Below are 24,748 nucleotides of genomic sequence, written 5' to 3'. Positions count from 1 at the left end.
TCGCGTCGCCTGATCCACCCCCTCTCGCACCACGTGGTCGGCCTCGACGGCGCCGCGTACCCTTGATCGCGGACGGCGTCGGCGCTCGCTTCGCTCGCCGGTACGGATGCCCCGGTGGCGTCCGGCTGGGACGATGGAGCCACTGCCGTGCGGGAGCCGGCCGGGAGCACCCGGCGCGGTCGAGGCGGAGCGACGCTACTCAAGGGGGCAACGCAAAGATGGCTAACCCGTTCGTCAAGGGGTGGAAGTACCTGATGGCGCTCTTCGGCGCCAGGATCGACGAGCACGCCGATCCGAAGGTGCAGATCCAGCAGGCCATCGAGGAGGCCCAGCGTCAGCACCAGGCGCTGGTCCAGCAGGCCGCCGCCGTGATCGGCAACCAGCGGCAGCTGGAGATGAAGCTGTCCCGCCAGATGACCGAGGTCGAGCGGTTGCAGGCCAACGCCCGCCAGGCCCTGGTCCTCGCCGACCAGGCCCGCGCCCGGGGCGACGAGGCCGAGGCCGGCCGCTACGAGCAGTCCGCGCAGACCCTGGCCACCCAGCTGGTCTCGGCCGAGCAGGCCACGGAGGACCTCAAGACCCTGCACGACCAGGCGCTCGGCGCCGCCGCCCAGGCCCGCCGGGCGGTCGAGAACAACTCGATGATCCTCCAGCAGAAGCTCGCCGAGCGCACCAAGCTGCTCAGCCAGCTGGAGCAGGCCAAGATGCAGGAGAGCGTGGCCCGCTCGCTGGAGTCGATGTCGGCGCTGACCGCCCCCGCCAACACGCCCTCGCTCGACGAGGTGCGCGACCGCATCGAGCAGCGGTACGCCACGGCGATGGGCCGCGCCGAGCTGGCCGGCAACTCCGTCGAGGGCCGCATGCTGGAGATCCAGAAGGCGACCCTGGACTCGGCCGGCTCCTCCCGCCTGGAGCAGATCCGGTCGAGCATGGCCGGCGAGCAGCTCGGCGGCAAGCAGGAACGACAGGGTGCGGCGCAGGCCCAGCCCGCCGCGCCGGCCGCCGACCCGGCGGCCGCCGCCCGGCTGGACGAGATCCGGGCCAGCATGGGCCGGGAGCGCGGCACCGGAGACACCACCGCCGCCGGCTGAGCGGCCGGGTCGAGGAGGCAGAGGTGGCAGACGAGCGCACGCGGTACTTCCGGCGCCTGAGCCGGTTGCGGCGGTCCGCGCGCCGGTGGAGCGTCACGGCCGGCGGCCTGGGCGGCGCCGCCGCCGTGCTGACCCCGTACGCCGGGCTGGGGCTGCCCGACGCGGCCTGGGTGGCCGGGGCGGGCGGCGCGGTGGTGCTCGCCGCCTGGCGGTGGATCGACCTGCGGGCGCTGGCCGCCCGGCCGGCACCGCCGGCGCTCGACCCGGCCGAGGCCGCCGCGCGGTCCCGCGCCAAGCTGGTCGCCGCCGTGGAACGGCTCCCCGTCGGCCCCGGCGTGCTGGCCGAGGTCCGCCGGGTGCGCTCCCGGGTGGCGCTGCGCGGCACCAGCGCCGCCGAGCCGTGGGCCCGGCTGGACCGGGCCGCCCTGACCCTCGCCGGGATGACCAACCGGCTCACGGGGCTCGCCTCGCCGGCCGTGCTGGAGGCCGCCGAGGCCGACCGGTCGCTGCGGGACCTCGCCGACCGGGTGGCCAGCGTCGAGCGCACGCTGCGGCTCGCCCCGGCCGAGGCCCGGCCGCCGCTGGCCGAGGCGCACCGGGCCCTCACCGCGCAGCTGGAGCAGGGCGTCGCCGCGTACGAGCGGCTCGTCGTGGCCGCCGCCGGCTACGTGGCCGGGGACGCCCACCCCGACGCCGCCCACCCGGCCGCCTCCCGCCTCACGGAGGCGACCGACCTGCTGCACGGCGTCGCCATGGCCCTGACCGAGCTGCGCGGCGTCGGCGCCCCCCTCCGCACCCCCTGACGCCGCCCCGCCCCGCCTCACGACCGGGTCGATCATGCAGTCGTGGTGCTGGCTCGGCAACCGTTCGGGCGTTTCGCACCCCACCACAACTGCATGATCGGCGCGGGCCGTGGCGCGGCCGGTCAGGGAGGCGTGGTTATCGGGATCGGGCCGGTGAACGGGGAGCTGCCGACGACGTTGAACGACCGGATCCGGTAGTGGTAGGTGACGCCGCGCGCCAGTCCGCTGTTGGTGAAGCCCCGGCCGGTGACGGTGAAGGTCGCCACCTCCCGGCCGAACGCCGGGTCCAGCGCCCGTTGCACGATGAACCCCGCGCCCGGTCCGGCCGGGGTGCTCGCCGCCCAGGCGAGGATCACCGTCGCCGTGTCCGGCCCGGGTGCCGTCGCGGTGGCGGTCACCCCCGTGGGCGGGCCCGGCGCCGGCGGGGTGGTCGCCCGGGCCACCGTCGACCAGGCCGACGCTGCGCCGAGGTAGGTGGTCCGCACCCGGTAGTAGTACGTGGTGTCCGGCGCCACGGCGGCGTCGAGATGGTTGTCGCCGACGCCGATCGCGGTGGTGCCCGGCCCGCTGCTGAACGTCGGGTTGGTGGCTCGCTGCACGTCGATCCCGGTGGCGAAGGAGCGGTTGGCCCAGCGCAGCGCGATCCGCAGCGGCGCGGCCGGCGGGATCGCCGCGGTCAGCCCGGCCGGCGCGGCGAGGTGCACCGCGGCCGGCACGCTGTTGGACCAGGTGGAGCAGCTCACCGCGTTCTCCGCCCGGATCCGGTAGTGGTAGGTCACCCCGGGGGTGACCGTGGCGTCCGTGTGGCGGGTCGCCGTGGCCGCCACGGTGATCGCCGTGAGCCCTTCCGTGAAGGCGGCGTCGGTGGCCCGCTGGAGCAGGTGGCTGGTGGCCGGCGGGCGACTGCCGTTGCCCGTCCAGGTCAGCGCGATCGCGGGCAGCGCGGTGGCCGAGCCGGGGGCGGGCGTCGCGGTCAGCCCGGTCGGTGCCCGGGGCGACACCCGCAGCACCAGCGGTCGGGTCATGCCCTGGTCCCGGTGGCCGCCGAGCTGGCTGTGCCAGTGGTACTCCCAACCGAGGTTGACGAGCTGGTTCACCACCACCGCGGGCCGGCCGTCCACCGGGCTGACCGGGGTCGAGCCGGTCCGGGTGCCCGCCGGCCGGACCGGGTCGAGCAGCCGTACGCTGTCGCCGATCTTGAACGGCAGGGGCGGCGCGACCGGCCGGAGCGCGACGATCACGTCCTCGCGCGGGTTGACCCGGACGACCTGCCTCCAGCCCCGCTCCGCCGGGTGCGGCGGCCGGGTGGCGCCGTCCCAGCCGACCCGGCCGACCAGCTGCACGTCGCAGCCGGTGAACCGCACCGGCTGGGTCTGCCGGCTGTTGCCACGGATGCGCCAGAGCTGGGTGCCGTCGGCGGGCCCGCCCAACGCGACGGCGGGGTCGCTGACGTGCAGCACCTCGGTGGCCGGGTCGGTCGGCCCGAGCGGCAGGACGGTGGGGGAGAGCGGCCCGGCGTGCGGGTGCCCGACGCCGAGGCGGCCGACGAGCCGGCCGTGCTCCGGCTCGAAGACCTGCTGCACCGCCTTGACCTCCAGCGGCAGGAGCACCGGGGCGGCGGCGCCGGCGGGAACGAAGCTGACCGTCGCGGCGTGCACCGGGACCACCGTGTCACGCGCGGTCCGGGTGCCGAACGCCGCGTCGTACGCCGGCTGCGGCACGATCGGCGGGCGCTGGCTGGCCGCGTACGCGCCGGGCAGCCGCTCGCGCAGCCGCGCCAGGTCGTACGGCGGCGCCGGGGTGCCGGCGACCCGGAACTGGAGCAGGGTGCGGGTGTTCGGCCCGTACCCGGGGCGGGTCGGCGGCGCCCCGCCCTCGGCGCCGCGGTCCGGCGCGCCGGTGTGGTGGTCGGCGCGTGGGTCGAAGCCGGGCAGCGGCGCCGGGCAGTCGTTGTAGAGGATCAGCGTGCCGCCTGGCGGGACGGTGGAGAAGTCCACCAACACGTCGGCGGCCTCCCCGGGGGCGAGCAGCAGCGCGTGCGCGTCGACGTTGAGCACGGTCGGGTCGCGCCGGTCGTACCGGTAGCCGACCGGCTGGTTCGGCACCACCACCGGCGCGGGCAGCAGGCCGCACTCGTTGCCGACCTGGATGAACTCCGGGCCGGCGGCGCGCGGGTCCGGGACCCCGCCGTCGCGCCCGTCCGCCGGCCAGCCGGCCGGCCGGTGCGGTGCGCGTACCGCCTCCACCATCGGCACCTCACCGGCGTCGCCGTCGGCCAGCCCGCCGTCCGGGTCCCACATCGGGCCGTCGGAGCGGGCCCGGTAGAGCTGGAGGTTCAGGCCGCGGTCCAGGCAGGCGTTGAGGATCCGGAACCGGTACGTCCTCGGCTCGACCTCCAGGTACGGGTACGCGGTCCCGTTGACCAGCACGGTGTCGCCGAACGCGTCCGGCACCGCCGAGGGGTGCGGGACGCCGGGCGCGAGCGGCGGCTCGTCGGGTTCGGCGACGGGGTCGTGGTGCGGGTTCGGGACGGGCTCCGCCCGGTGCGGCGTACCGCCGTGCTCCCGCTGCCCGGCGTCGTCGCCCGTACGCGACCACGGCCCGTAGTCCCACCGGCCGGTCGGGTTCGTCCCGTCGGCCCGGTGCGGGTTCTGCCGGGGCTGGTAGACGTGCGGATGCCAGAGGCTGCCCCGGGATCCCCAGCGGTCCCGGTCCCACGTCGGGTCCTCCCCGGCGAGCTGGGTGTCCTCGGGTACGAAGGTCTTGTCCTCGATCACCAAAGGCAGCTGGTCGGCGGGGAGCACCTCGTCGGCGACGAGCCGCTCCTCGGCCGGGTCGGTGAGCAGGTAGAGCGCGAGCTGCCCGGAGTAGACGGTGAGCCGGGCCAGGCCGACGGTGTTGTCGTGGAACCAGCACAGCCGCCCGCTCTGCTCGTTCGGGTAGTAGAGCGTGGTGGCGCCCGCGCCGGGCGGCGGCATGTCGGGCACGTGGGTCAGGCCGGGCCCCGTCGGGTAGGGGGTGATCTCGCCCGCCGGTGTGACCCACTGCCAGGGGTTGCCGGCGCTGGTCCAGGCGGTGTGCGCGCCGGCCAGCCGCAGCACCGCCCGGTTCTGCGGGTAGGGCGCCGGGCCGTCGAGCGGGCCGGCCCCGGCGCCGTCGACGGTCGGGTCGACCGGCAGGAAGAGCTCGCCGGAGCGGCCGGTGGGGAGCTGGTTGATGAACTTGACCCGGACCGGCCGGCCGCGCCGGGCCAGGATGAGCGGGCCGAGGTGCCAGGGGCGCCCCGCCGGCGCGACCGTGTTGTGCCCGTGGGCGTCCGTGCCGAGGTTGAGCTGCCGGTAGCCGCGCAGCCGGGTCGCCGGCAGGTCCCGGTGCAGCCGCTGCGCGTACTGCTCCAGGCCGATCTCGTAGTAGTCGCAGCCCGGGTAGCTGACGGTGTCCGGCACCGCCACCGGCAGGTGGGCGCCCAGCTCGGTGCGGCCGAGCGCGCCGGGGCGGGGCAGCGCGTCGACGAACTTGCGGATGCCGGTGCCGGGCACCACGCGACCGTCGGCGTCGACGACCGGCAGCGGGCTGCGGGCGTGGTTCGGCACCGGACCGAAGTAGCGCGGGACGGCGGCCGGGTCGAGGCTGGCCGGCGCGACGACCGGCTCCGCGGCGCGTCGGGCCGCCGGGACGGGACCCGCCCCGGTCCCGTCGCCGTCGCCGTCGGCGCGGGCCGGCGCCCGCTCCGCCCACGGGATCCGGAGTCTGCGGAACAGCTCCATGGCTCTCCCCGGTGTCCGGGCGCGGCGGCCACCACGGCGGCGTGGCGGACGCGGTCGCGCGTCGCTGACGATGCGTGAGGAGTCAACCGCAGCATGCGACCTCGACGGCGACGTTAGGAAGTACCCAATCGTCCGTATCTGTGGCAGAGATGCGACTCGCGGCCGCGTCGACGGAGTGTCAGGCCCGACACGCCGGCCGGTGGCCGCGTGCCGGCCCGGCGGCGTCAGTCGGCGGGAGGCTCCGGCTGGCAGACCGGGCACCAGTAGGTGACCCGCTCGCCCAGTTCCTCCTTGCGGATCGCGGTGCCGCACCGACGGCAGGGCTGGGCGCGCCGGCCGTAGACGTAGCTGGTCTGCCCCCGGTGCAGCGATCCGGTGGTGCTCTGCGTCCAGCGGCCCCGGTTCGCCGCGAGCAGCTTCTGCGCCAGGGCGACGGTCCCGGCGAGGTCCGGCACCGCGCGCACCGGAGTCCACGGCGAGACGCCGCGCAGGAAGAGCACCTCGCACTTGTAGAGGTTGCCGACGCCGGCCAGGTTGCGCTGGTCCAGCAGCGCCTCGGAGATGGTGACGTCCGGGTGGGCGGCCAACCGGCGTACCGCCTCCGTCGGGTCCCAGTCCGCGCCGAGCAGGTCGGGGCCGAGGTGCCCGACGAGCGACCCCTCCTCGGCGGTCGGCACCAGCGCCAGCTCGTGCAGGTGGTAGCCGACGGCGACCGCCCGCGCGCTGCGCAGCACGACCCGGATCAGGTGCGCCGGCCGGGCCGCCCACCGTTCCCCCGGCGCGTACACCCGCCAGGCGCCGTCCATCCGCAGGTGCGAGTGCAGCGTCCAGCGCGCCCCGCCGTCGTCGCCCGGTGCCGCGCCGCCGGCCTGCGCCGAGACTGCACCACCCTGCGCCGGGGCCGCGCCGCCCTCCGGTGCGGTCGGGGCGTCGGGCGGTGGCGTGGCGTGCGGCGGGGCGGTGAGGCGCAGCAGCAGGTGCTTGCCCCGGCTGGCCGACTCCCGCACCGTCCAGCCGGCGAGGTCGGTCGCGGCGAGCTGCGGCACCCGGAAGTCGCTGCCGGTCAGGCGCGCGCCGGCCAGGGCGCGGTGCAGCACGCGGGCGGTGTTCCAGACGGTGTCGCCTTCGGGCACCCGTCCATCCTTCCTCGTCCGAGCCGAATTCGCATGTGTCGCTATTTGTATGGAGGTTCCTGTCGATCTACCGACAAGGGCACGATCAGGGAGTTCTGAGGAGAATGCCCATGATTCTGCCCCACCGTCGCGCCCGTACCGCCGCCCTGACCGTCATCCTCGCCCTCGCCCTCGTACCCTCCCCGGGCCCCGCGCTCGCCGCCGCCGGCGAACGGTGGAGCACCGACCTCTCCCGGGTCGACGCCGACGACGTCAACGTCCGGCACACCCGCGCCGGGCTCCGCCTGGCCGACCCCCGCCCCGCGCCGGCCCGCGTGCCCCGCAGCGCGGTCGCCGAGGGGATCTTCCTCGGGCCGCCGCGCACCCTGACCCGGCCCGCCACCCGGGTCCGCGCCGCCGTCGACGCCCGCACCGCCGCCGGCGGCACCGCAGAGGCCCAGGTGCGGGGCTGGCGGGCGGTGGGCTGGACCGAGTGGCGCGAGGCCACCGGCGGGGCGGTCTTCGACCGGCCGGTCACCCGCGTGCAGACCCGGGTGGTGCTCACCGCGAGCCGGCCGGGCGCCACCGCGGAGGTGCGTGCCGTGCGCCTCACCGCCGACACCGCCGACACCGTCGCCGCCGTCGCCGCCGCCACGCCCGGCCTCACCTACCGGGTGTACGCGACCCGGATCGGGCTGGTCGGCGAGGTGACCGCCAACGGGCACACGATCGTGCCCGGGGACCACTTCGTCGCACTGCCCTCCCGGCGCGGCCTGGCCCCGGCGAACACCGGCGACTACACCGTCCGGGTCTGCACCACCACGGGCAGCCGCTGCGAGTACGCCCCGGTCTGGGACGTCGGCCCGTGGAACACCCGGGACGACTACTGGAACCTCAGCGCCGTCCGGGAGAACTGGAAGGACCTTCCGCAGGGCAGGCCGCAGGCACAGGCGGCCTACCAGTACGGCTACAACGGCGGGCGGGACCAGTTCGGGCGGGTGGTGTTGAACCCGGCCGGCGTCGACCTCGCCGACGGCACCTTCTGGGACGGGCTGCAGCTCACCACCAACGCCTGGGTGGACGTGGCGTACCTGTGGACCGGCGGCGGCCCGCGCGGCGTGGTCGGCGACGGCCCGCTCAACATCCGCGCCGGCGCCGGCACGGGGTACGCGGTGCGTGGCCTGGCCGCGAGGTACGCCAACGTGCCGATCGAGTGCTACGTGACCGGGCAGACCGTCGCCGGCCCGTACCGGACCACCAACCGGTGGAACCGCCTCGCCGGCGGCCAGTACGTCAGCCACGCGTACGTCTCGGCGGTCTACGGCGGCACGGTGCCGCTCTGCTGACCACCACCCGCGTACGCCCGCCGGGCCGGGACGGGTGGCTCCGGCCCGGCCCGGCGCTCGGGTCGCCCGTCCCGCCGGTCCGGCGTCCGCCCGGTCCGGCGGCGGCCCGTTGCCCCGCCGGCCCGTCGCTCAGTCGGCCGCGACGCGCAGCAGGTCGCCCGGCGCCACCGCCAGCAGGTCCACCGCCCGGCCGCCGTTGACCGCCACGGCGACCCGGCCGGCGGAGTCGGCGTGCACCACCAGCCCGCCCGGCCGGGCGTCGCCGAAGGTGCGCCCGTGCACGGCCTCGCGGCCGGGCTCGCCACCCGTGCCCGACCGCACCCGGACCCGGGCCGGCAGCGGCGCCAGCAGGTCGGCCGGCGCGGCCAACTGGACGTTGCCGAAGTGGTCGACGGTCGAAACCTCGGCCGTGAACCCGTCCGCCTCCCGCCGGAGCACCGGCGCCGGCAGCCGGACCAGGGACTCCGGGTCGACCGCCGGACCGACCCCGGCCAGCGGTGCGCCGAGCGCCAGCCGTGCGGCGACCGGCGCGAAGACGTCCCGGCCGTGGAACGTGCGGGACACCTCGGGCGCGAGCCAGTCCGGATCGGTCAGCTCGACGGCCGCGGTCACCCCGCCCAGCGCCTCGGCGGCCTCCACCAGCAGGCCGTTGTCCGGCCCCACCAGCAGCCCGCGGGGCGTGGCCAGCGCGACGCCCCGCCGGGTCGTGCCCACACCCGGGTCGACGACGGCCACGTGCACCCCCTCCGGCAGGTGCGGCACGGCCTGCGCGAGCACCGCCGCGCCCCGGCGTACGTCGGCCGGCGGGACGAGGTGCGTCACGTCGACGACCCGGGCCTCCGGCGCCAGCCGCGCGATCACCCCGTGGCAGGCGGCGACGAATCCGTCGGCGAGGCCGTAGTCGGTGGTCAGGGAGATCCACGGGGCGCGGGCCGCGCCGGCGACGACCTGTCGACCGTCGACCGGGCGGCCGGCGGGAACCCGTCCGTCGGCGGTGCGGGGCCGCGTCAGGGCTGCTGCGTCGGCGGTGCGGGGCCGCGTCAGGGCTGCTGCGTCGGCGGTGCGGGGCCGCGTCAGGGCTGCTGCGTCGGCGGTGCGGGGCCGCGTCAGGGCCGCTGCGTCGGCGGTGAGGGGAAGCTCCAGGACCAGCTCGTCGTGCAGCGGGATGCCGTCCTCGCCGACCAGCGGGATGCTCGGCTTGAGCCGGCGGGCCCGGTCCACCGCGCCCCGGTCCACGCGCACCAGCCGCAGCCCGCGCCGCTGGTAGAACCGCAGCGCCCGCAGGTTGTCGTTCGTGGTGACGAGCCAGAGCCGGGCCCGGCCCCCGGCCCGGGCCACCTCCCCGGCCGCCGCCAGCAGCGCCGTGCCGACGCCCCCGCCGGGCGTCGCGGCCACCACGCTGACCACCTCCAGCCCGTCGGCGTCGTCGTGGTGGGCGAGCGCCCCGACGACCGCCCCGGCCCCGTCGGTCGCCACCAGCGTGGGCAGCGCACGCAGGTCGTACCGGGTGTCGTGGGCGACGACGTACGGCCCACCCCACTCGCGTTCGTGCAGCGCGTCGACGGCCGGGCGGTCCCCGGCCCGCGCCGGCCGGACGGTCACCCCGTCCGCCCCGTCCACCCCGTCCGCCCCGTTCGTCCCGGTCATCCTCGGCTCCCCTCGTCGACCGGTCGGGATCGTACCGACGTCGGCCGCCCGCCCCGGTCGACCGGGGCGGGCTGGCAGAAATGGGACAGCGGCACTGACCGACCGGCCACTGCCGGGACGGGATCCGGTTGGGCAGACTGCCAGGGGTGACCAACCGGAGCCTGCCCGCCGTCGCGGTGCTCGTGATCGCCGCCGCCCTCACCGCCGCCTGCGGCGACGACGCGGAGGACCGGCGCGCCGCGCCCCCGGCCGCCACGGCGTCGACCCCGGCCGACGTGCCTTCCTCGGGCCCGACCGGCGCGGCGGAAGCCTCGACGATGCCGGCCGCCCCGCCGACCGCGAAGTCGACGGGCCCGGGACCGGCGGGTCCGAGCGCCGGCGGGCCGACCCAGCGCCGTCCCGCCAGCCCGCCGCCCGTGAAGCTGCCGGTCCGGCCGACCGGGACGCCCGGCGCGCGGCAGGTCGTCGACGCGTTCAAGGCCGCCGGGCTGAAGGTGCCGAACCCCCGGGACCGGTCGGTCGAGTGCGGCCCGGACGGGCTCGGCCTGGGCTGCTCCGAGCTGGTCGCGACCGACGCCGTCACCGTGTACGTCTTCCCCGACGAGACCAGCGCCGGCGACATCGCCGAGACGTGGGGCGGGCAGTCGTTCCGGCGCGGCACGGTGGTGCTCAACTACCTGGAGGCGAAGACCCCCGCCGCCGATCGCGCCAGGTACGAGAAGGTCCTCACGAGCCTGCGCTGACGTGCGGGTCAGCCGCGCAGCCGCAGGCCGCGCGGGGTGGCCCGGAAACCGGCGGCGGTGAGGGCGTCGCGCAGCGGCGAGGAGCGCACCGCCTCGCCGTCGGCCCGCTCCACCGACATCGCGCCCAACGCGCCGGAGTGGACCGCGTCGGCAAGCGCCTTCCCGGCCGCCGTCAGCATGTCGGCGTCGTCGGCGAAGGAGAGGATCGTCCGCCCGCCGCGTTCGACGTAGAGCACCAGCTCGCCGGCGACCAGCACCACCACGGCGCCGGCCTTGCGCCCCGCCCGGTGCCCGGTTGCCGGGGCCGCCCCGTCGCCCGAGTCGACCACCCGCTCCGGCCAGGACAGCGCCGCACCGTACGGGTTGGCCGGATCCGTCGCGGCGAGCACCAGGGTGGGCCCGCCACGCCCCCGCCCGCCGTCGGTCGGCTCGGCCAGCGCCCGGATCCGGTCCACCGCCCCCGGCACCGCGAACTGCGCCGCGCCCAGCCCTTCGACGAAGTAGCCCCGCCGGGCGGCGCCGCGTTCCTCCAGCGCGGAGAGCACCGGATAGACCGCGGCGAAGCCGCCGGCCACCTGCTCGGCCAGCACCGCGCTCCGGGTCACCACGCCGTGCCGTTCGAGCAGCACGTCGGCCAGGGCCGCGGCGCGGCGGGTCGGGTCGGTGTCGCGATCCGGCAGGCGGGACCAGCGGCCGGCGACGGTCGGCGGGCCGCCGCGCGTCGGCAGTGCCACCCGCCCGGGGCGCCGGTAACGGGTGCGCGGCGCGGTGGCACGGGACCGGTGCGCCCCGCCGCCGCCGAGCGCCGCGCGCAACGGCGACAGGGTGTCGTTGGTGAGGTGGCCGGCCCACACCAGGTCCCAGACGACGGCGCTCAGCGCGGCGTCGTCCGTCGAGCCGACCCGGTCGGACAGCGACCGGAAGAACAGCGCCTGCCCGTCGCCGAGCGCGTCGAGGACCGCGTCGTGCAGCGGGGTGCGGGTGAGCGCCTCGTCGGGCGGGGCGAGCAGCAGCGGCGCGACGTCCGCGTACGCGAGGGTGACCCAGCCGTCCCCGCCGGAGATCGCCCCGGAGCCGGCCCAGAGCACCTCGCCGCTGGCGCAGAGCTCGTCGAGCTGGGCGGGGGAGTAGTCGGCGACCCGGCCGGGCAGCACCAGCCGTTCCAGCGCCGACGCCGGCACCGCCGCCCCCTGCAACTGCTCCACGGCGGCGGCCAGCGCCTCCATCCCCCGCGCGGACGAGCCGACCTGCTGCCAGCGGGGCAGGAACGCGGCCAGCGCGCGGGGCGGCACCGGCTCGATCTCCCGGCGCAGCGCGGCCAGGGACCGGCGGCGCAGCAGCCGCAGCACCTCCGCGTCGCACCACTGGCTGCCGACCGTGTCGGGGGTGAACTCGCCGGCGACCACCCGACCGGTGGCGGCGAGCCGGCGCAGCGTCTGCTCGACCACGAAGACGCCGAGCCCGAAGCGGGCCGCGCAGGTGGCGGCGGCGAACGGCCCGTGCGTACGCGCGTAGCGGGCGACCAGGTCGCCGAGCGGATCGGCCACCGGGGCGAGGTACGCCTCGGCCACCCCGACCGGCAGGGCCACGCCGAGGGCGTCGCGCAGCCGGGCCGCGTCCTCGACGCCCACCCAGCGCTCCTCGCCGGCCACGCGCACCCGCAGCACCCGGCGGGCCGCCGCCAGCTCGGTCAGCCAGCCGGGGGAGGCGCCCCGCTCGGCCAGCTCCGCCTCGGAGAGGTCGCCGAGCACGCGGAGCAGCTCGACCACGTCCTCCGCGTCGCGCGGGCGGCGCTGCTCGGTCAGCCAGCGCAGCTGCCGCTCGGTCTCGGCCAGCACCGTCGGGTCGAGCAACTCCCGCAGGTCGACCCGGCCGAGCAGCTCACCGAGCAGGGTCGAGTCCAGCGCCAGCGCGGCGGCCCGGCGCTCGGCCAGCGGCGCGTCGCCCTCGTAGAGGAAGGCACCGACGTAGCCGAAGAGCAGCGACCGGGCGAACGGCGACGGCTGGGCGGTCTCCACCTCGACCAGGCGCACCTTGCGGGCGGCCAGGTCGCGCATCAGCTGGGCCAGCGCGGGCTGGTCGAAGACGTCCTGGAGGCACTCCCGGGCGGCCTCCAGGGTGACCGGGAAGTCGGCGTACTCGCGGGCGACGTCGAGCAGCTGGGCGGCGCGTTGCCGCTGCTGCCACAGCGGCTGGCGGCGGCGTGGGTCGCGCCGGGGCAGCAGCAGCGACCGGGCGGCGCACTCGCGGAACCGGGACGCGAAGAGCGCGGACGTGCCCACCGACTCCTCGACGAGCTGGGCGATCTCCTCCGGCTCGAAGACCACCACGTCGGCGCCGGGCGGCTCCTCCGCCGTGTCCGGCAGGCGGACCACGATGCCGTCGTCGGACGGCATCACCTGGGCGTCCACGCCGTAGCGCTCGGCGAGCCGGCGGCCGATGGCCAGCGCCCACGGCCCGTTGACCCGGGCGCCGAGCACGCTGTGCACGGCCAGCCGCCAGTCGCCCAGCTCGTCGCGGAACCGTTCGACCACGACGGTGCGGTCGTCGGGCAGGGACCGGGTGGCGGCGCGCTGCTCGCGCAGGTAGGCCATCAGGTTGCCGGCGGCCCAGTCGTCCAGGCCGCCGGCCCGCAGCGCGGCGACCGCCGTCTCGTCGTCCTGCCGCAGCAGGGCCCGCACCCGGGCGCCGATGGCCCGGCCCAGCTCGACGGGCCGGCCGAGCTGGTCGCCCTTCCAGAACGGCATCTTCGCCGCCTGCCCCGGGGCCGGGGAGACCAGCACCCGGTCGGGGGTGATCTCCTCGATCCGCCAGGACGACGAGCCGAGCAGGAAGACGTCGCCGACCCGGGACTCGTAGACCATCTCCTCGTCCAGCTCGCCGACCCGGGCGGCCCGCTCGGCCCCCGCCAGGAAGACCCCGAACAGGCCCCGGTCGGGGATCGTGCCGCCGCTGGTCACCGCGAGCCGCTGCGCGCCGGGCCGGCCGGTGAGCGTGTCGGTGGCGCGGTCCCAGACCAGCCGGGGCCGCAGCTCGGCGAACGCGGTGGACGGGTAGCGGCCGGAGAGCATGTCGAGCACGGCGTGCAGGGCCGAGTCGGGCAGCTCGGCGAAGGGCGCCGCCCGGCGTACCAGCACGGCCAGGTCGCCGACGCGCCACGGCTCCAGCGCCACCATGGCGACGATCTGCTGGGCCAGCACGTCGAGCGGGTTGCGCGGGTGGTGCAGCTCCTCGATGGCGCCGACGGCCATCCGCTCGGCCACCACGGTGCACGACAGCAGGTCACCCCGGTGCTTCGGGAAGACCACCCCGCGGGAGACCGCGCCGACCTGGTGCCCGGCCCGACCCACCCGTTGCAGGCCGGCGGCCACGCTGGGCGGCGCCTCGATCTGCACCACCAGGTCGACGGCGCCCATGTCGATGCCCAGCTCCAGGCTGGAGGTCGCCACCACGGCGGGCAGCTGACCGGACTTGAGCGCCTCCTCGATGTGCTTGCGCTCCTCCCGGGAGACGCTGCCGTGGTGGGCGCGGGCGATCACCGCCGCCGCGCCGGCCGCCGCCCCGGCCTGCGCCATCAGCTCCGCCGGCGTACGGCCGACGCGCACCGGCCCTTCCGGGCCGCCCCACTCCTGCACGCCGCCCGCCGCCGGCGTGGACCCGCCGGCCAGCTCCTCGCCGGCCAGCTCGTTGAGCCGGGCGCAGAGGCGCTCGGCGGAACGCCGGGAGTTGGTGAAGACGATGGTCGACCGGTGCGCCCTGACCAGGGAGAAGACGCGCTCCTCCACCGCCGGCCAGATGGACGCCCGGCGGGCGCCGAGGCCGCCGAGGTCGTCCTCCGGCGGCTCCTGCTCGTCGAGGCGGGTCATGTCCTCCACCGGCACCTGGACGCTGACCTCGATCGTCTTGGCGGTGGGGGGCGCGACCACGTCGACGGGGCGGGCGCCGCCGAGGAAACGGGCGCACGCGTCGACGGGCCGGACGGTGGCGGAGAGGCCGATCCGCTGTGCCGGGGCCGGCAGCAGCTCGTCGAGGCGTTCCAGGGAGAGCGCGAGGTGGGCGCCGCGTTTGGTGCCGGCGACCGCGTGCACCTCGTCGACGATCACCGTCTCGACACCGCGCAGGGAGTCGCGGGCGGCGGAGGTGAGCAGCAGGAACAGCGACTCGGGTGTGGTGATGAGGATGTCCGGCGGGGTGCGGGCGAAGGCCCGCCGCTCGTCGGCCGGGGTGTCGCCGGTGCGCATCCCGACGGTGATCTCCGGCGGGGCGACGCCGAGCCGGGTGGCGGCCTGCCGGATGCCCGTGAGGGGGGTGCGCAGGTTGCGCTCGACGTCGACCGCGAGCGCCTTGAGCGGGCTGACGTAGAGCACCCGGCACCGCTGCCGGGGGTCGGCCGGTGCGGGCTCGCGGGCGAGTCGGTCGAGCGACCAGAGGAACGCGGCCAGTGTCTTGCCCGAGCCGGTGGGGGCCACCACCAGCGCGCTGCGCCCGGCGGAGACGGAGTTCCAGGCGCCGGTCTGGGCGGCGGTGGGCGCGGCGAAGGCGGCGCCGAACCACTCCCGGGTGGCCGCGCCGAAACCCGCCATCGCATCCGTCACGCCATCCATCCTGCCCCGGCGGTGTGACATCCAGGCCTTCGTCGGGGGGCCATTGCCCCGCTCCGGCTCATACGCGATGTTTGCGCGTTGAATCCGTTAAGTCTTACTTAACTGCTTGCTTGTGCCCCACAACATAAAGTAACTTCACCCGGAGCGTCGGCCCGGGGTGGAGGAGATCGGATTGACCGTCGAGCAGCGGAGCTTCGAGCCCGGCACCGACGTGCTCATCCGCAAGGTCGACAGTCACCTCGCCGCCGTCCGCACCGGGCTGTCCGGCCCGGAGCTGGAGCTGGCCGAGCGACTCGCCGCCGCGCTGCGGGAGCTGGTCGTCTCCACCGCCCAGGCCAGCGCGGCCGACCGGGGGCAGGTCCGCGCCGCCGTGCACTACTTCGTGCTGCGCCGGGAGAGCCGGGGCCGGTTGCTGCCGGTGCGCTCCCTCGCCGCCGCCCAGCGGGTGGTCAACAAGGTCGTGGTCCAGCTCGGCCGTCCCGAACTGCTGGTGGAGTCCCGTGGCGAGCGCCCCGCCCGGGAGCCCGTCGCCCCCACCGCCGACGTCGCCGTCGGCTGACGCCACCGCCTCCGGCTGGCCGCCGCCCTCCCACCGGCGCCCGGCCGCCGTCCCACCGGCGCCCGGCCGCCCTGCCGCCCTGCCGCCTACGCCCGGCCGCCCTTCCGTGTCGCCCTCGGCTGACGGCTGCCCTCCCGTCCGCGCCGGCTGACCGGCTGCGGGCGACAACAGGACGAATTCGCGCAAAACCGCCCGCCGGGCGACGAACTGGCGTGTGATCGCAGCTAGGTGCCGTTTCACCTCCGGCGCGCGCCGCAGCCACCTCGACCGGGAGCGCGGGTGCTCGTACTGCTGATCCTCCACTTAGTGGCGGCCCTCGTCGCGCCGCTGCTCGTCCGGTGGTGGGGTCCCCGCGCCTGCTACCCGCTGGCGCTGGCGCCGGCGGCGGCGTTCGGCTGGGCACTGGCCCGCACGCCCGCCGTCCACGACGGCGGCGCGGTGGTCGAGACGTACCCGTGGATACCCCAACTCGGCGTCGACCTGGCGCTGCGGCTGACCACCCTGTCCTGGCTGATGACCCTGCTCGTCGGTGGCGTCGGGGCGCTGGTCCTGGTCTACAGCGCCCACTACTTCGGCCGGAAGTCGGCCGGTGTGGCCCGGTTCGCGGCCGTGCTGGTGGCCTTCGCGGGGGCGATGCTCGGCCTGGTCCTCGCCGACGACCTGCTGCTGCTCTACGTCTGCTGGGAACTCACCACGATCTTCTCGTACCTGCTGATCGGGCACAGCACCGAGCGGCGCTCCAGCCGCTGGGCGGCGGCGCAGGCGCTGACCGTGACCACGCTCGGCGGGCTGGCGATGCTGGTGGGGTTCATCATGCTCGGCGAGCACGCCGGCACCTACCGCTGGTCGGAGATCGCCGCCGCCCCGCTGCCGGGCGGGGCGTACCTCGTCGCGGCGGTCCTGCTGATTCTCGCCGGGGCACTGTCCAAGTCCGCGCTGCTGCCGTTCAGCTCGTGGCTGCCGGTGGCGATGGCGGCGCCCACGCCCGTGAGCGCGTACCTGCACGCCGCCGCGATGGTGAAGGCGGGCGTCTACCTGATCGGCCTGCTCGCCCCGGTGCTGGCCGGCGTCGGGCCGTGGCGGCCGGTGGTCGTGGTCGCCGGCCTGGCCACCATGCTGACCGGGGGCTGGGCGGCGCTGCGGCAGACCGACCTGAAGCTGCTGCTGGCGTACGGCACGGTCAGTCAGCTCGGCCTGATCGCGGTGACGATCGGGGCGGGCACCCCGGACACCGCGCTGGCCGGGGTGGCGATGCTGCTGGCCCACGCCCTGTTCAAGGCGCCGCTCTTCCTCGTCGTCGGCATCATCGACCACTGCGCCGGCACCCGCGACCTGCGGGAGCTGTCCGGACTGGGGCGCCGCGCACCGCTGCTCGTCACCGTGACGGTGCTCGCCGCCGCGTCGATGGCCGGGCTGCCGCCGCTGGTCGGCTTCGTCGCCAAGGAGGCCGTGCTGGCCGCCTTCACCGACCGACCCGCCGTCGTCGCCGTGCTGGTGGTCGGCACGGCGCTCACCGTCGCCTACAGCGCCCGCTTCGTCTGGGGCGCGTTCGCCACCCGGCCGGGCGTGGCGCCGGCCGTGCTCGGGCGGGTCCCCGCGTCGATGCTCGCCCCGCCGGCCCTGCTGGCCGCCGTAGGGCTGGCCGCCGGCCCTGCCGCCGGGATCCTCGACGGCCTGCTCCGCCCGTACGCCGAGTCGTTCGGCGTGGTCGGCAAGGACCTGGCGCTCTGGCACGGCCTCAGCCCCGCGCTCGGCCTCTCCGCGCTGGCCGTGGCCGGCGGCGCGCTGCTGTTCGCGCTGCGTGGCCCGCTGGCCCCGGTGCTGGCCCGGCTGCACGTACCGGTCAGTGGCAACCAGGGGTACGAGTGGTTCACCCGCCGCTTCGACCGGCTGGCCATCAGGGTCACCGGGGCCACCCAGCGGGGCTCGCTGCCGCAGTACCTCGGCGTCATCCTGATCGTGCTCGCCCTGGTGCCCGGCGGGGCGATGCTGGCCACCCGTCCGTGGCGGGACCGGATCGCCCTCTGGGACAGCCCGTTGCAGGTCGTGGTGGTGGCGGTGGTGACCGTCGCGGCGGTGCTGGCGGTGGGCGCCCGCCGGCGACTGACGGCGATGCTGCTGGTGGGCATGACGGGCTACGGCACGGCGATGCTCTTCGTGGTCTACGGCGCGCCGGACCTGGCGCTGACCCAGTTCCTCGTCGAGACCGCCACCATCGCGGTGTTCGTGCTGGTGCTGCGCCGGTTGCCGGAGCGGTTCTCGGCCCGCCCGAGACACATGAAGTGGGTGCGTCGGACGATCGGGCTGGTCGTCGGCGTGGTGGCCGGCGGGCTGGCCCTGACCGCCGCCTCGGCCAGGCGGGCGCCCACCATCTCCGACGCGTTCCCGGACCTGGCCGTGACCGAGGGGTACGGCCGCAACGTGGTCAACGTGACCCTGGTCGACATCCGCGCCTGGGACACGATGGGCGAGCTGTCGGTGCTGGTGGTGGCCGCGACCGGCGTGGCCAGCCTGGTCTTCCAGCAGTCCCGGACCGGGCCCCGCCCCCGCCGCCCGGAGCCGCCGAGCCGCGTGCAGCGGCCGGGGCACCGGGTCTGGCTGCGCGGCGGGGCGACCCTGCACGAGCGGCAGCGCTCGATCGTGCTGGAGGTGGTGACCCGGCTGGTCTTCCACACGGTGGTGGTCTTCTCCCTGTTCCTGCTCTTCGCCGGCCACAACGCGCCGGGCGGCGGCTTCGCCGGCGGCCTGGTCGCGAGCCTGGCGCTGGCCGTGCGGTACCTGGCCGGCGGCCGCTACGAGCTGGCCGAGGCCGCCCCCGTCGGCGCGGGCACGGTGCTCGGCGCCGGTCTCTTCGTCTCGATCGGCACCGGCGCCGTCGCCCTGTTCGCGGGCGGTTCGGTGCTCGAGAGCGCCCGGATCAACCTGTGGCTGCCGCTGATCGGGGACTTCTACCTGGTCACGTCCCTCTTCTTCGACGTCGGCGTCTACCTGGTCGTGGTCGGGCTGGTGCTGGACATCCTGCGCAGCCTCGGCGCCGAGGTGGACCGGCACATCGAGGCGGCCGGCGAGTCCGGGGGCGGGCTGCGGGTCGACCGGCAGGGGGAGCGGCCGTGAGGACGGGCGTCGAGGGACCGTCCATGGTGCTGGTCGTCGCCGTGGGGGTGCTGGTCGGCTGCGGGGTCACCCTCCTGCTGGAACGCAGCCTGACCCGGATCCTGCTCGGCGTCATCCTGCTCGGCAACGGGGTGAACGCACTCATCCTGCTCGGTGGGCGCGCCGGGGCCGCCCCGGTGGTCGGCGCGGCGCCCGCCGGCGCGTTGAGCGACGCGCTGCCGCAGGCCATGATCCTCACCGCCATCGTGATCACCTTCGGGCTGACCGCGTTCCTGCTGGCGGTGAGCTACCGCAGCTGGTATCTGACCGGCGACGACGAGGTGCCCGACGACATCGAGGACCGGCAGGTCAGGCAGGCGGCCGAGCGCAACGAGCCAGCCGCCGCCGATTTCGGCGGCGAGGGCCCGGACGCCGACCCCGAGCAGGTCGACCCGGAGCCGCCGCGCCGGCTGCGGCGCGGGGACGGCCCCGGATGACCGGGTACGCGGGACAGGGCGCCCGATGAGCTGGCTCGTGCCGCTGCCCGTGGTGGTGCCGCTGCTGGGCGCGGCGCTCACCCTGCTGCTGGCCCGGTGGCCCGGGCTGCAACGGGTCGTCAGCGTGGCGTGTCTGACCGCCACGCTGGCGGTGGCGGCGGTGCTGCTGGTGCAGGCGTACCGGCACGGGCCGGTGGTGGTCCAGGTCGGCGGGTGGCCGGCGCCGGTGGGCATCGTGCTGGTCGCGGACCAGCTCGCCGCGCTGATGCTGGTGGTCTCCTCCGCGGTGACCCTGTGCGTGCTGCTCTACTCCGTCGGCCAGGGACAGGGGGACTTCGGCGAGACCGTCCCGGTGACCATCTACCACCCCACCTACCTGGTGCTGACCGCCGGCGTGACCAACGCGTTCCTCGCCGGCGACCTGTTCAACCTCTTCGTCGGCTTCGAGATCCTGCTGGCCGCGAGCTTCGTGCTGATCACCCTCGGTGGCACCGAGACCCGGATCCGCACCGGCTCGACGTACGTGGTGGTCAGCATCCTCTCCTCGATGATCTTCCTCGCCTCGGTGGGCCTGGTGTACGCGGCCACCGGCACCCTGAACATGGCCCAGCTGGCGCACCGGCTGGACGCCCTGCCCGACGGCGTACGGCTGACCCTCCAGCTGATGCTGCTGCTCGCCTTCGGGGTCAAGGCGGCGGTATTCCCGCTCTCGGCCTGGTTGCCGGACAGCTACCCGACGGCGCCGGCGCCGGTCACGGCGGTCTTCGCCGGCCTGCTCACCAAGGTCGGCGTGTACGCGATCATCCGCACCGAGACGCTGCTCTTCCCCGGCGGCCACCTGTCCGGGCTGCTGATGGTGGTGGCCGGGCTGACCATGGTGGTCGGCATCCTCGGCGCGGTGGCCCAGTCCGACATGAAGCGGCTCTTCTCGTTCACCCTGGTCAGCCACATCGGCTACATGATCTTCGGAGTGGGGCTCAGCACCGTGGCCGGGCTCTCCGGCGCGATCTTCTACGTGGTGCACCACATCACCATCCAGACCACGCTGTTCCTGGTCGCCGGGCTGGTCGAGGAGCGGGCCGGCAGCACCGACCTGCGCCGCATCGGCGGGCTGGCCCGGGCGGCCCCGCTGCTCGGCGTCCTCTTCTTCGTCCCCGCCATGAACCTCGCCGGGGTGCCGCCCTTCTCCGGGTTCCTCGGCAAGCTCGGCCTGCTCCAGGCCGGCGTCGCGGCGGGCGAGCCGCTGCCCGGCGTGCTGGTCGCGGCGGGGACGGTGACGAGCCTGCTCACCCTCTACGTGGCCGCGCGGGTGTGGAACATCGCCTTCTGGCGTGCCCCCCGGCTGGCCACCACCGAGCCGGTCGTCCGCCTGCCCGCGCTGATGGTCGGCGCGACGATCGCGCTGGTCGGGCTGGGGCTGGCGCTGACCGTCGTCGCCGGGCCGCTGTTCGACGTCACCGCCGACGCGGCGGCCGACCTGCGCGAGCGCACCCCGTACATCCGTTCCGTGCTGCCGGTCGGTGCCCCGTGACCCGGGCCTCCGCGGCGCCGCCGCGCGGGCGGGGGCGCCGCGACCGGCTGATCGCCTTCGGTTGGCTGGTGCTGGTCTGGAGCCTGCTCTGGGGGGACTTCTCGTGGGGCAACCTCGCGGGCGGGGCGCTGGTGGCCGGTGCCGTGCTGCTGTTCTTCCCGCTGCCGCCCGTGAGCTTCGGCGGCCGGTTGCGCCCCGGGCCGCTGTTCGTCTTCGCGGTGCGCTTCGTCGGCGAGCTGGTCAGCGCCAGCGCGCACGTCGCCCGGGTCGCGGTGCAGCCCGGCTACCGGCCCCGGGGGGCGATCATCGCGGTCCGTCTGCGGGTGCGTACCGACCTGAACCTGGCGCTCACCGCCGAGGCGATCTCGCTGGTGCCGGGCACGCTGATCGTCGAGGTGGACCGGGACGTCGGAGTCCTCTACGTGCACGTGTTCGACACCCACGGTCCGCAGGACCTCCGTGGCAGCCGGCGGCGGATCCTCGCCGTCGAGCGGCGGCTCGTCCGCGCGGTCGGCTCCGACGCCGAGGTCCGCCAGGTGAGCGCCGATCCCGTCGAGAGGGGACCCTGACCCGTGACCACGTTCCTCGCCGTCACCCTCACCACCCTGCTCTCGGTGACCGCCCTGCTGGCCCTGATCCGGCTCTACCGGGGGCCGTCGCTGATCGACCGGGTGGTCGCGGCCGACATGCTGCTCGCCACCATGGTGGGCGCGGTCGGCGCGGAGGCCGCGGTGAACCGCCACGCCACCACCCTGCCGGTGCTGGTGGCGCTGTCCATGCTCGGCTTCGTGGGATCGGTGTCGCTGGTCCGCTTCGCCGTCCGCGAGGACGGTGAGGTGTGATGTGGGGCGACCTGGCCGACTGGGTGGGCGCCGGCTGCCTGGTGGCCGGCGCCCTGCTGAGCCTCGCCGCCGGGATCGGGGTGCTGCGCTTCCCGGGCACGCTGGACCGGATGCACGCCGCGACCAAGCCGCAGGTGCTCGGGGTGCTGCTCCTGCTGCTGGGCCTGGGGCTGCGCCTGCGTGCCCCGGCCGACCTGGGCATGGTGGCGCTGGTCGGGATCTTCCAACTGGCCACCGCCCCGGTGGCGGCACAGATGATCGGCCGGGCCGCGTACCGCGCCGGCCGGGTCGATCCGGCCCTGCTCGACGCCGACGAACTCGCCGACCGCTGACGGCCCCCCGCCCACGGCGGCCGAGGCGTCCCCCGCCGGCTGCGGCGGCGCGGACGCCGGGGGGCCTTCGGCACACCTTCAGCGGATATCCAGCCGATCCCGATAAAATGGGCCGCATGATCGACTCTTCTGCCCAGGAGGGCAGCAGTAGCCAGCCGGGTCGTGCCCGGCGTATCCCGACCCCGACGACCCCGGGAGCCCTGAGCGACCCGTGTTGATCGTCGTTGGTCTTCTCCTCATCATCGTTCTCACCGTCGCCACGGGTTACTTCGTGGCCCAGGAGTTCGGCTACGTCGCCGTGGACCGGGGCCGGCTCAAGCAGCTGGCCGACGACGGCGACAAGGCCGCCGCCCGGGCGCTGGAGGTGACCGCGAGGCTGTCGTTCATGCTCTCCGGCGCGCAGCTCGGCATCACCGTCACCGCCCTGCTGGTCGGTTACGTCGCCGAGCCGTTCCTCGGTGCCGGGCTGGCCGAGCTGCTCGGGGTCGCCGGCGTCTCCACGGCCGTCACCCTGCCGCTCTCCGTCGTCCTGGCCCTGGTCATCGCCACCGTGGTGCAGATGGTCCTCGGCGAGCTGGCCCCGAAGAACCTCGCCATCGCCCGGCCCGAGCCCCTCGCGAAGGCCCTGAGCAGCTCCACCCTGATCTACCTCAAGGTCGCCGGTCCGCTGATCAAGCTCTTCGACCGGGCCGCGGTCCGGCTGCTCCGCCGCGTCGGCATCGAGCCGATCGAGGAGCTGCCCAGCGGCGCCACCCCGCAGGACCTGGAGCAGATCATCGCCGAGTCCCGCCAGGAGGGGCACCTGACCGCCGAGATGTCCACGCTGCTCGACCGGGGGCTCGACTTCCGGGGGCTGACCGCGGGCGAGGCCATGGTGCCCCGCGTCGACGTGCACACCGTACGCGCGCACGAGCCGCTCAGCCGGGTCGTGGAGCTGCTGGACACCGGCAAGTCCCGTTTCCCCGTACGCGGCACCGAGGGCGTCGACGACCTCGTCGGCGTCGTCGGCATCGCCGACGTGCTCGGCGTACCCCCGGAGAAGCGCGCGAGCACCCCGGTCAGCGCGGTCGCCGGACCCCCGCTGCTGGTGCCGGAGACGCTGCCGCTGCCGACGGTGCTGGACCGGCTGCGCTCCGGCCACCGGCAGCTGGCCTGCGTGGTCGACGAGTACGGCGGCTTCGCCGGCGTGATCACGCTGGAGGACATCGCCGAGGAACTGGTCGGCCCGATCCGGGACGAGGACGACCCGCCGGAGCGGGCTCCGGCCCGGCAGGAGGACGGCTCCTGGGTGGTGCCGGCCCGCTGGCGCATCGACGAGGTCGCCGACAGCACCGGCATCTCGCTGCCCGAGGCCCCGGAGTACGACACGCTCTCCGGCCTGGTCATGCGGGAGCTGGGGCGGGTCCCCGAGGTCGGTGACCGGCTGGAGATCAGCCTGCCGGCCGACGGCGAGGACGGCGCGCAGGAGCCGCGCGCCCTGGTCGAGGTGCTGGCCGTCGACCGGCACGTGGCCGACTCGGTCCGGCTGCGGATCGCCGAGCCCGGGGAGGTGTCCGCATGAGCCCCGGCATCGCGCTCTTCACGTCGGTGATCCTGCTGGCCTTGAACGGCTTCTTCGTGGCCGCCGAGTTCGCCCTGGTGGCCAGCAAGCGTTACCGGCTGGAGCACGCCGCCGCCGGTGGCGGTCGGGCCGCCCGGGCCGCGCTGGACGGCGTACGTGAGCTGTCGCTCATGCTCGCCGGCGCGCAGCTCGGCATCACCCTGTGCACCCTGGGTCTCGGCGCGCTCGCCGAACCGGCGATCGAGCACCTGCTGAGCCCGCTCCTGCACGCGGTCGGGCTGCCGGACGCCGCCAGTCACGTGATCGCACTGATCTTCGCGCTGAGCGTCGTCACCTTCCTGCACCTGGTGGTCGGGGAGATGGCGCCGAAGTCCTGGGCGATCACCCACCCGGAGCGCTCGGCCGTGCTGCTGGCGCTGCCGTTCCGCGCCTTCGCGCGGGTCGCCCGGCCGGTGCTGTCGGTGATGAACGCGCTGGCCAACGCGATGCTGCGGCTGGTCAAGGTCAACCCGCAGGACCAGCTCGCCCAGGTGCACGGCCCGGACGAGCTGCGGATGCTGCTGGAGCAGTCCCGCGAGCACGGCCTGCTGGGCGCCGAACAGCACGAGATGCTGACCAGCATGCTGGAGCTCCAGGGCACCACGGTGGCGCAGGTGATGGAGCCGTTCGACCAGATGGTGACGGTGCGCCGCGACGAGGGGGCCGACCGCATCGAGCAGGTCAGCCGGGACAGCGGCCGCTCGCGGCTGGCCGTGCTGGACGCCAACGGCGACGTCTGCGGCCTGGTCCACGTCCGGGAGGCGGTGCGGGTCACCACCACGGGCCGTACGGCCACCGCCGGCGACCTGATGACCAACGCCCTCACCCTGCCGGCCTCGGCGTCGGTCAGCGATGCCGTGGCGGAGATGCGCGCCCGGCAGTCCCAGCTCGCGCTGGTGCGCAACGGGGGCGGGCCGACCCGGCCGATCGGGTTCGTCGCGCTGGAGGACCTGCTGGAGGAGGTCATCGGCGAGTTCGACGACGAGACCGACCCGGTGCCGCGCGGTCGACGCATGAGGTGAAACCGGACAGGTGGCCGCTGTTCGCCGAAGTCGGGGCGGCCACGCGCGGGGTCCGCGACCATGGAGGGGGCCACCCTCCGGGTCCGCGACCATGGAGGGACCCCGCGCGAGGTCCGCGACCGTGGGGTGGCTGAGCGGGACCGGCCCGGTGGCGGACGG

Annotated in this window: 17 protein-coding genes and 1 pseudogene; 13 read left to right on the top strand and 5 right to left on the bottom strand. The window is 75.8% G+C overall.

Features of this window, described 5'->3' with window-relative positions:
* Nucleotides 1–218: 218 nt before the first annotated feature.
* Entirely contained in the window at nucleotides 219–1,091 is an 873-nt protein-coding gene (locus DER29_RS03605; RefSeq protein ID WP_121396017.1) for a PspA/IM30 family protein, read from the top strand.
* A 23-nt stretch (nucleotides 1,092–1,114) separates the two neighbouring features.
* Complete coding sequence (locus DER29_RS03600; protein WP_121396016.1) at nucleotides 1,115–1,894, top strand: hypothetical protein; 780 nt, start codon at nucleotides 1,115–1,117, stop codon at nucleotides 1,892–1,894.
* A gap of 122 nt (nucleotides 1,895–2,016) precedes the next feature.
* On the opposite strand, the gene DER29_RS03595 is transcribed toward DER29_RS03600, so the two are convergent.
* Both DER29_RS03595 and DER29_RS03590 read right to left on the bottom strand, forming a co-directional pair.
* Nucleotides 2,017–5,661 (bottom strand): hypothetical protein, encoded by a 3,645-nt coding sequence (locus DER29_RS03595; RefSeq protein WP_121396015.1) that lies wholly within the window; start codon nucleotides 5,659–5,661, stop codon nucleotides 2,017–2,019.
* A 224-nt stretch (nucleotides 5,662–5,885) separates the two neighbouring features.
* Complete coding sequence (locus DER29_RS03590; RefSeq protein ID WP_121396014.1) at nucleotides 5,886–6,794, bottom strand: zinc finger domain-containing protein; 909 nt, start codon at nucleotides 6,792–6,794, stop codon at nucleotides 5,886–5,888.
* 110 nt (nucleotides 6,795–6,904) lie between these two features.
* Here DER29_RS03590 and DER29_RS03585 point away from each other — a divergent pair, with 110 nt between their 5' ends.
* A complete protein-coding gene (locus tag DER29_RS03585; protein ID WP_121396013.1) occupies nucleotides 6,905–8,119 on the top strand; it encodes a hypothetical protein in 1,215 nt (404 codons plus the stop codon).
* Nucleotides 8,120–8,248: 129 nt separating this feature from the next.
* Here the strand turns inward: DER29_RS03585 and DER29_RS35045 are convergent, their stop codons facing one another.
* Together DER29_RS35045 and DER29_RS35040 are read right to left on the bottom strand one after the other, a co-directional pair.
* Nucleotides 8,249–9,037 carry an S-adenosyl-l-methionine hydroxide adenosyltransferase family protein gene (locus DER29_RS35045; protein ID WP_233600003.1) on the bottom strand — a complete coding sequence of 263 codons (789 nt, stop codon included), beginning with the start codon at nucleotides 9,035–9,037 and terminating at the stop codon, nucleotides 8,249–8,251.
* 345 nt (nucleotides 9,038–9,382) lie between these two features.
* Nucleotides 9,383–9,766, bottom strand: a pseudogene (locus tag DER29_RS35040) (GNAT family N-acetyltransferase); the annotation flags it as partial.
* Between the two features lie 146 nt (nucleotides 9,767–9,912).
* Between DER29_RS35040 and DER29_RS03575 the strand changes: the two are divergent.
* Nucleotides 9,913–10,509 carry a hypothetical protein gene (locus DER29_RS03575; protein WP_121396011.1) on the top strand — a complete coding sequence of 199 codons (597 nt, stop codon included), beginning with the start codon at nucleotides 9,913–9,915 and terminating at the stop codon, nucleotides 10,507–10,509.
* A gap of 8 nt (nucleotides 10,510–10,517) precedes the next feature.
* Here DER29_RS03575 and DER29_RS03570 read toward each other — a convergent pair whose 3' ends face one another.
* Nucleotides 10,518–15,113, bottom strand: coding sequence for an ATP-dependent helicase (locus tag DER29_RS03570; RefSeq protein ID WP_370040030.1), 4,596 nt, complete (start codon nucleotides 15,111–15,113; stop codon nucleotides 10,518–10,520).
* A gap of 157 nt (nucleotides 15,114–15,270) precedes the next feature.
* Here DER29_RS03570 and DER29_RS03565 point away from each other — a divergent pair, with 157 nt between their 5' ends.
* The 9 genes from DER29_RS03565 to DER29_RS03525 all read left to right on the top strand — a co-directional run bounded on the left by DER29_RS03565 (nucleotide 15,271) and on the right by DER29_RS03525 (nucleotide 24,589).
* Nucleotides 15,271–15,672: a hypothetical protein gene (locus tag DER29_RS03565; RefSeq protein WP_121396009.1), complete on the top strand. Its 402-nt coding sequence runs from the start codon at nucleotides 15,271–15,273 to the stop codon at nucleotides 15,670–15,672.
* Between the two features lie 279 nt (nucleotides 15,673–15,951).
* Nucleotides 15,952–18,786, top strand: a complete 2,835-nt coding sequence (locus DER29_RS03560) for a Na+/H+ antiporter subunit A (protein ID WP_121396008.1) — start codon at nucleotides 15,952–15,954, stop codon at nucleotides 18,784–18,786.
* A 23-nt stretch (nucleotides 18,787–18,809) separates the two neighbouring features.
* A complete protein-coding gene (locus tag DER29_RS03555) occupies nucleotides 18,810–19,262 on the top strand; it encodes a Na(+)/H(+) antiporter subunit C (protein WP_121396007.1) in 453 nt (150 codons plus the stop codon).
* A 25-nt stretch (nucleotides 19,263–19,287) separates the two neighbouring features.
* Nucleotides 19,288–20,793, top strand: coding sequence for a Na+/H+ antiporter subunit D (locus DER29_RS03550; protein ID WP_121396006.1), 1,506 nt, complete (start codon nucleotides 19,288–19,290; stop codon nucleotides 20,791–20,793).
* Complete coding sequence (locus DER29_RS03545) at nucleotides 20,790–21,362, top strand: Na+/H+ antiporter subunit E (RefSeq protein WP_121396005.1); 573 nt, start codon at nucleotides 20,790–20,792, stop codon at nucleotides 21,360–21,362. The genes DER29_RS03550 and DER29_RS03545 overlap by 4 nt, the downstream gene beginning before the upstream one ends.
* Nucleotides 21,363–21,365: 3 nt before the next feature.
* Entirely contained in the window at nucleotides 21,366–21,635 is a 270-nt protein-coding gene (locus tag DER29_RS03540; RefSeq protein WP_121396004.1) for a monovalent cation/H+ antiporter complex subunit F, read from the top strand.
* Nucleotides 21,635–21,967 carry a monovalent cation/H(+) antiporter subunit G gene (mnhG, locus tag DER29_RS03535; protein ID WP_121396003.1) on the top strand — a complete coding sequence of 111 codons (333 nt, stop codon included), beginning with the start codon at nucleotides 21,635–21,637 and terminating at the stop codon, nucleotides 21,965–21,967. Before DER29_RS03540 ends, mnhG begins: the two co-directional genes overlap by 1 nt.
* Before the next feature lie 211 nt (nucleotides 21,968–22,178).
* The gene (locus DER29_RS03530) at nucleotides 22,179–23,528 is read left to right on the top strand and encodes a hemolysin family protein (protein WP_121396002.1); all 1,350 of its coding nucleotides are present in this window, start codon (nucleotides 22,179–22,181) and stop codon (nucleotides 23,526–23,528) included.
* On the top strand, nucleotides 23,525–24,589 hold the full coding sequence (locus DER29_RS03525) for a hemolysin family protein (RefSeq protein WP_121396001.1): 1,065 nt from the start codon (nucleotides 23,525–23,527) through the stop codon (nucleotides 24,587–24,589). The genes DER29_RS03530 and DER29_RS03525 overlap by 4 nt, the downstream gene beginning before the upstream one ends.
* Nucleotides 24,590–24,748: the final 159 nt, after the last annotated feature.

The sequence above is a fragment of the Micromonospora sp. M71_S20 genome, from assembly GCF_003664255.1.
Lineage (GTDB): Bacteria > Actinomycetota > Actinomycetes > Mycobacteriales > Micromonosporaceae > Micromonospora.
The sequence above is the reverse complement of the archived record's forward strand: the minus strand, read 5'-3'. Positions and strand labels throughout refer to the sequence as shown.

Excerpts from the sequence above, each read along its gene's own strand:
- DER29_RS03550 (WP_121396006.1), top strand. The coding sequence starts at position 19,288 with ATGAGCTGGCTCGTGCCGCTGCCCGTGGTGGTGCCGCTGCTGGGCGCG.
- mnhG (WP_121396003.1), top strand. The coding sequence starts at position 21,635 with ATGTGGGGCGACCTGGCCGACTGGGTGGGCGCCGGCTGCCTGGTGGCC.
- DER29_RS03595 (WP_121396015.1), bottom strand. The coding sequence starts at position 5,661 with ATGGAGCTGTTCCGCAGACTCCGGATCCCGTGGGCGGAGCGGGCGCCG.
- DER29_RS03570 (WP_370040030.1), bottom strand. The coding sequence starts at position 15,113 with ATGGATGGCGTGACGGATGCGATGGCGGGTTTCGGCGCGGCCACCCGG.
- DER29_RS03525 (WP_121396001.1), top strand. The coding sequence starts at position 23,525 with ATGAGCCCCGGCATCGCGCTCTTCACGTCGGTGATCCTGCTGGCCTTG.
- DER29_RS03555 (WP_121396007.1), top strand. The coding sequence starts at position 18,810 with ATGGTGCTGGTCGTCGCCGTGGGGGTGCTGGTCGGCTGCGGGGTCACC.
- DER29_RS03585 (WP_121396013.1), top strand. The coding sequence starts at position 6,905 with ATGATTCTGCCCCACCGTCGCGCCCGTACCGCCGCCCTGACCGTCATC.
- DER29_RS03605 (WP_121396017.1), top strand. The coding sequence starts at position 219 with ATGGCTAACCCGTTCGTCAAGGGGTGGAAGTACCTGATGGCGCTCTTC.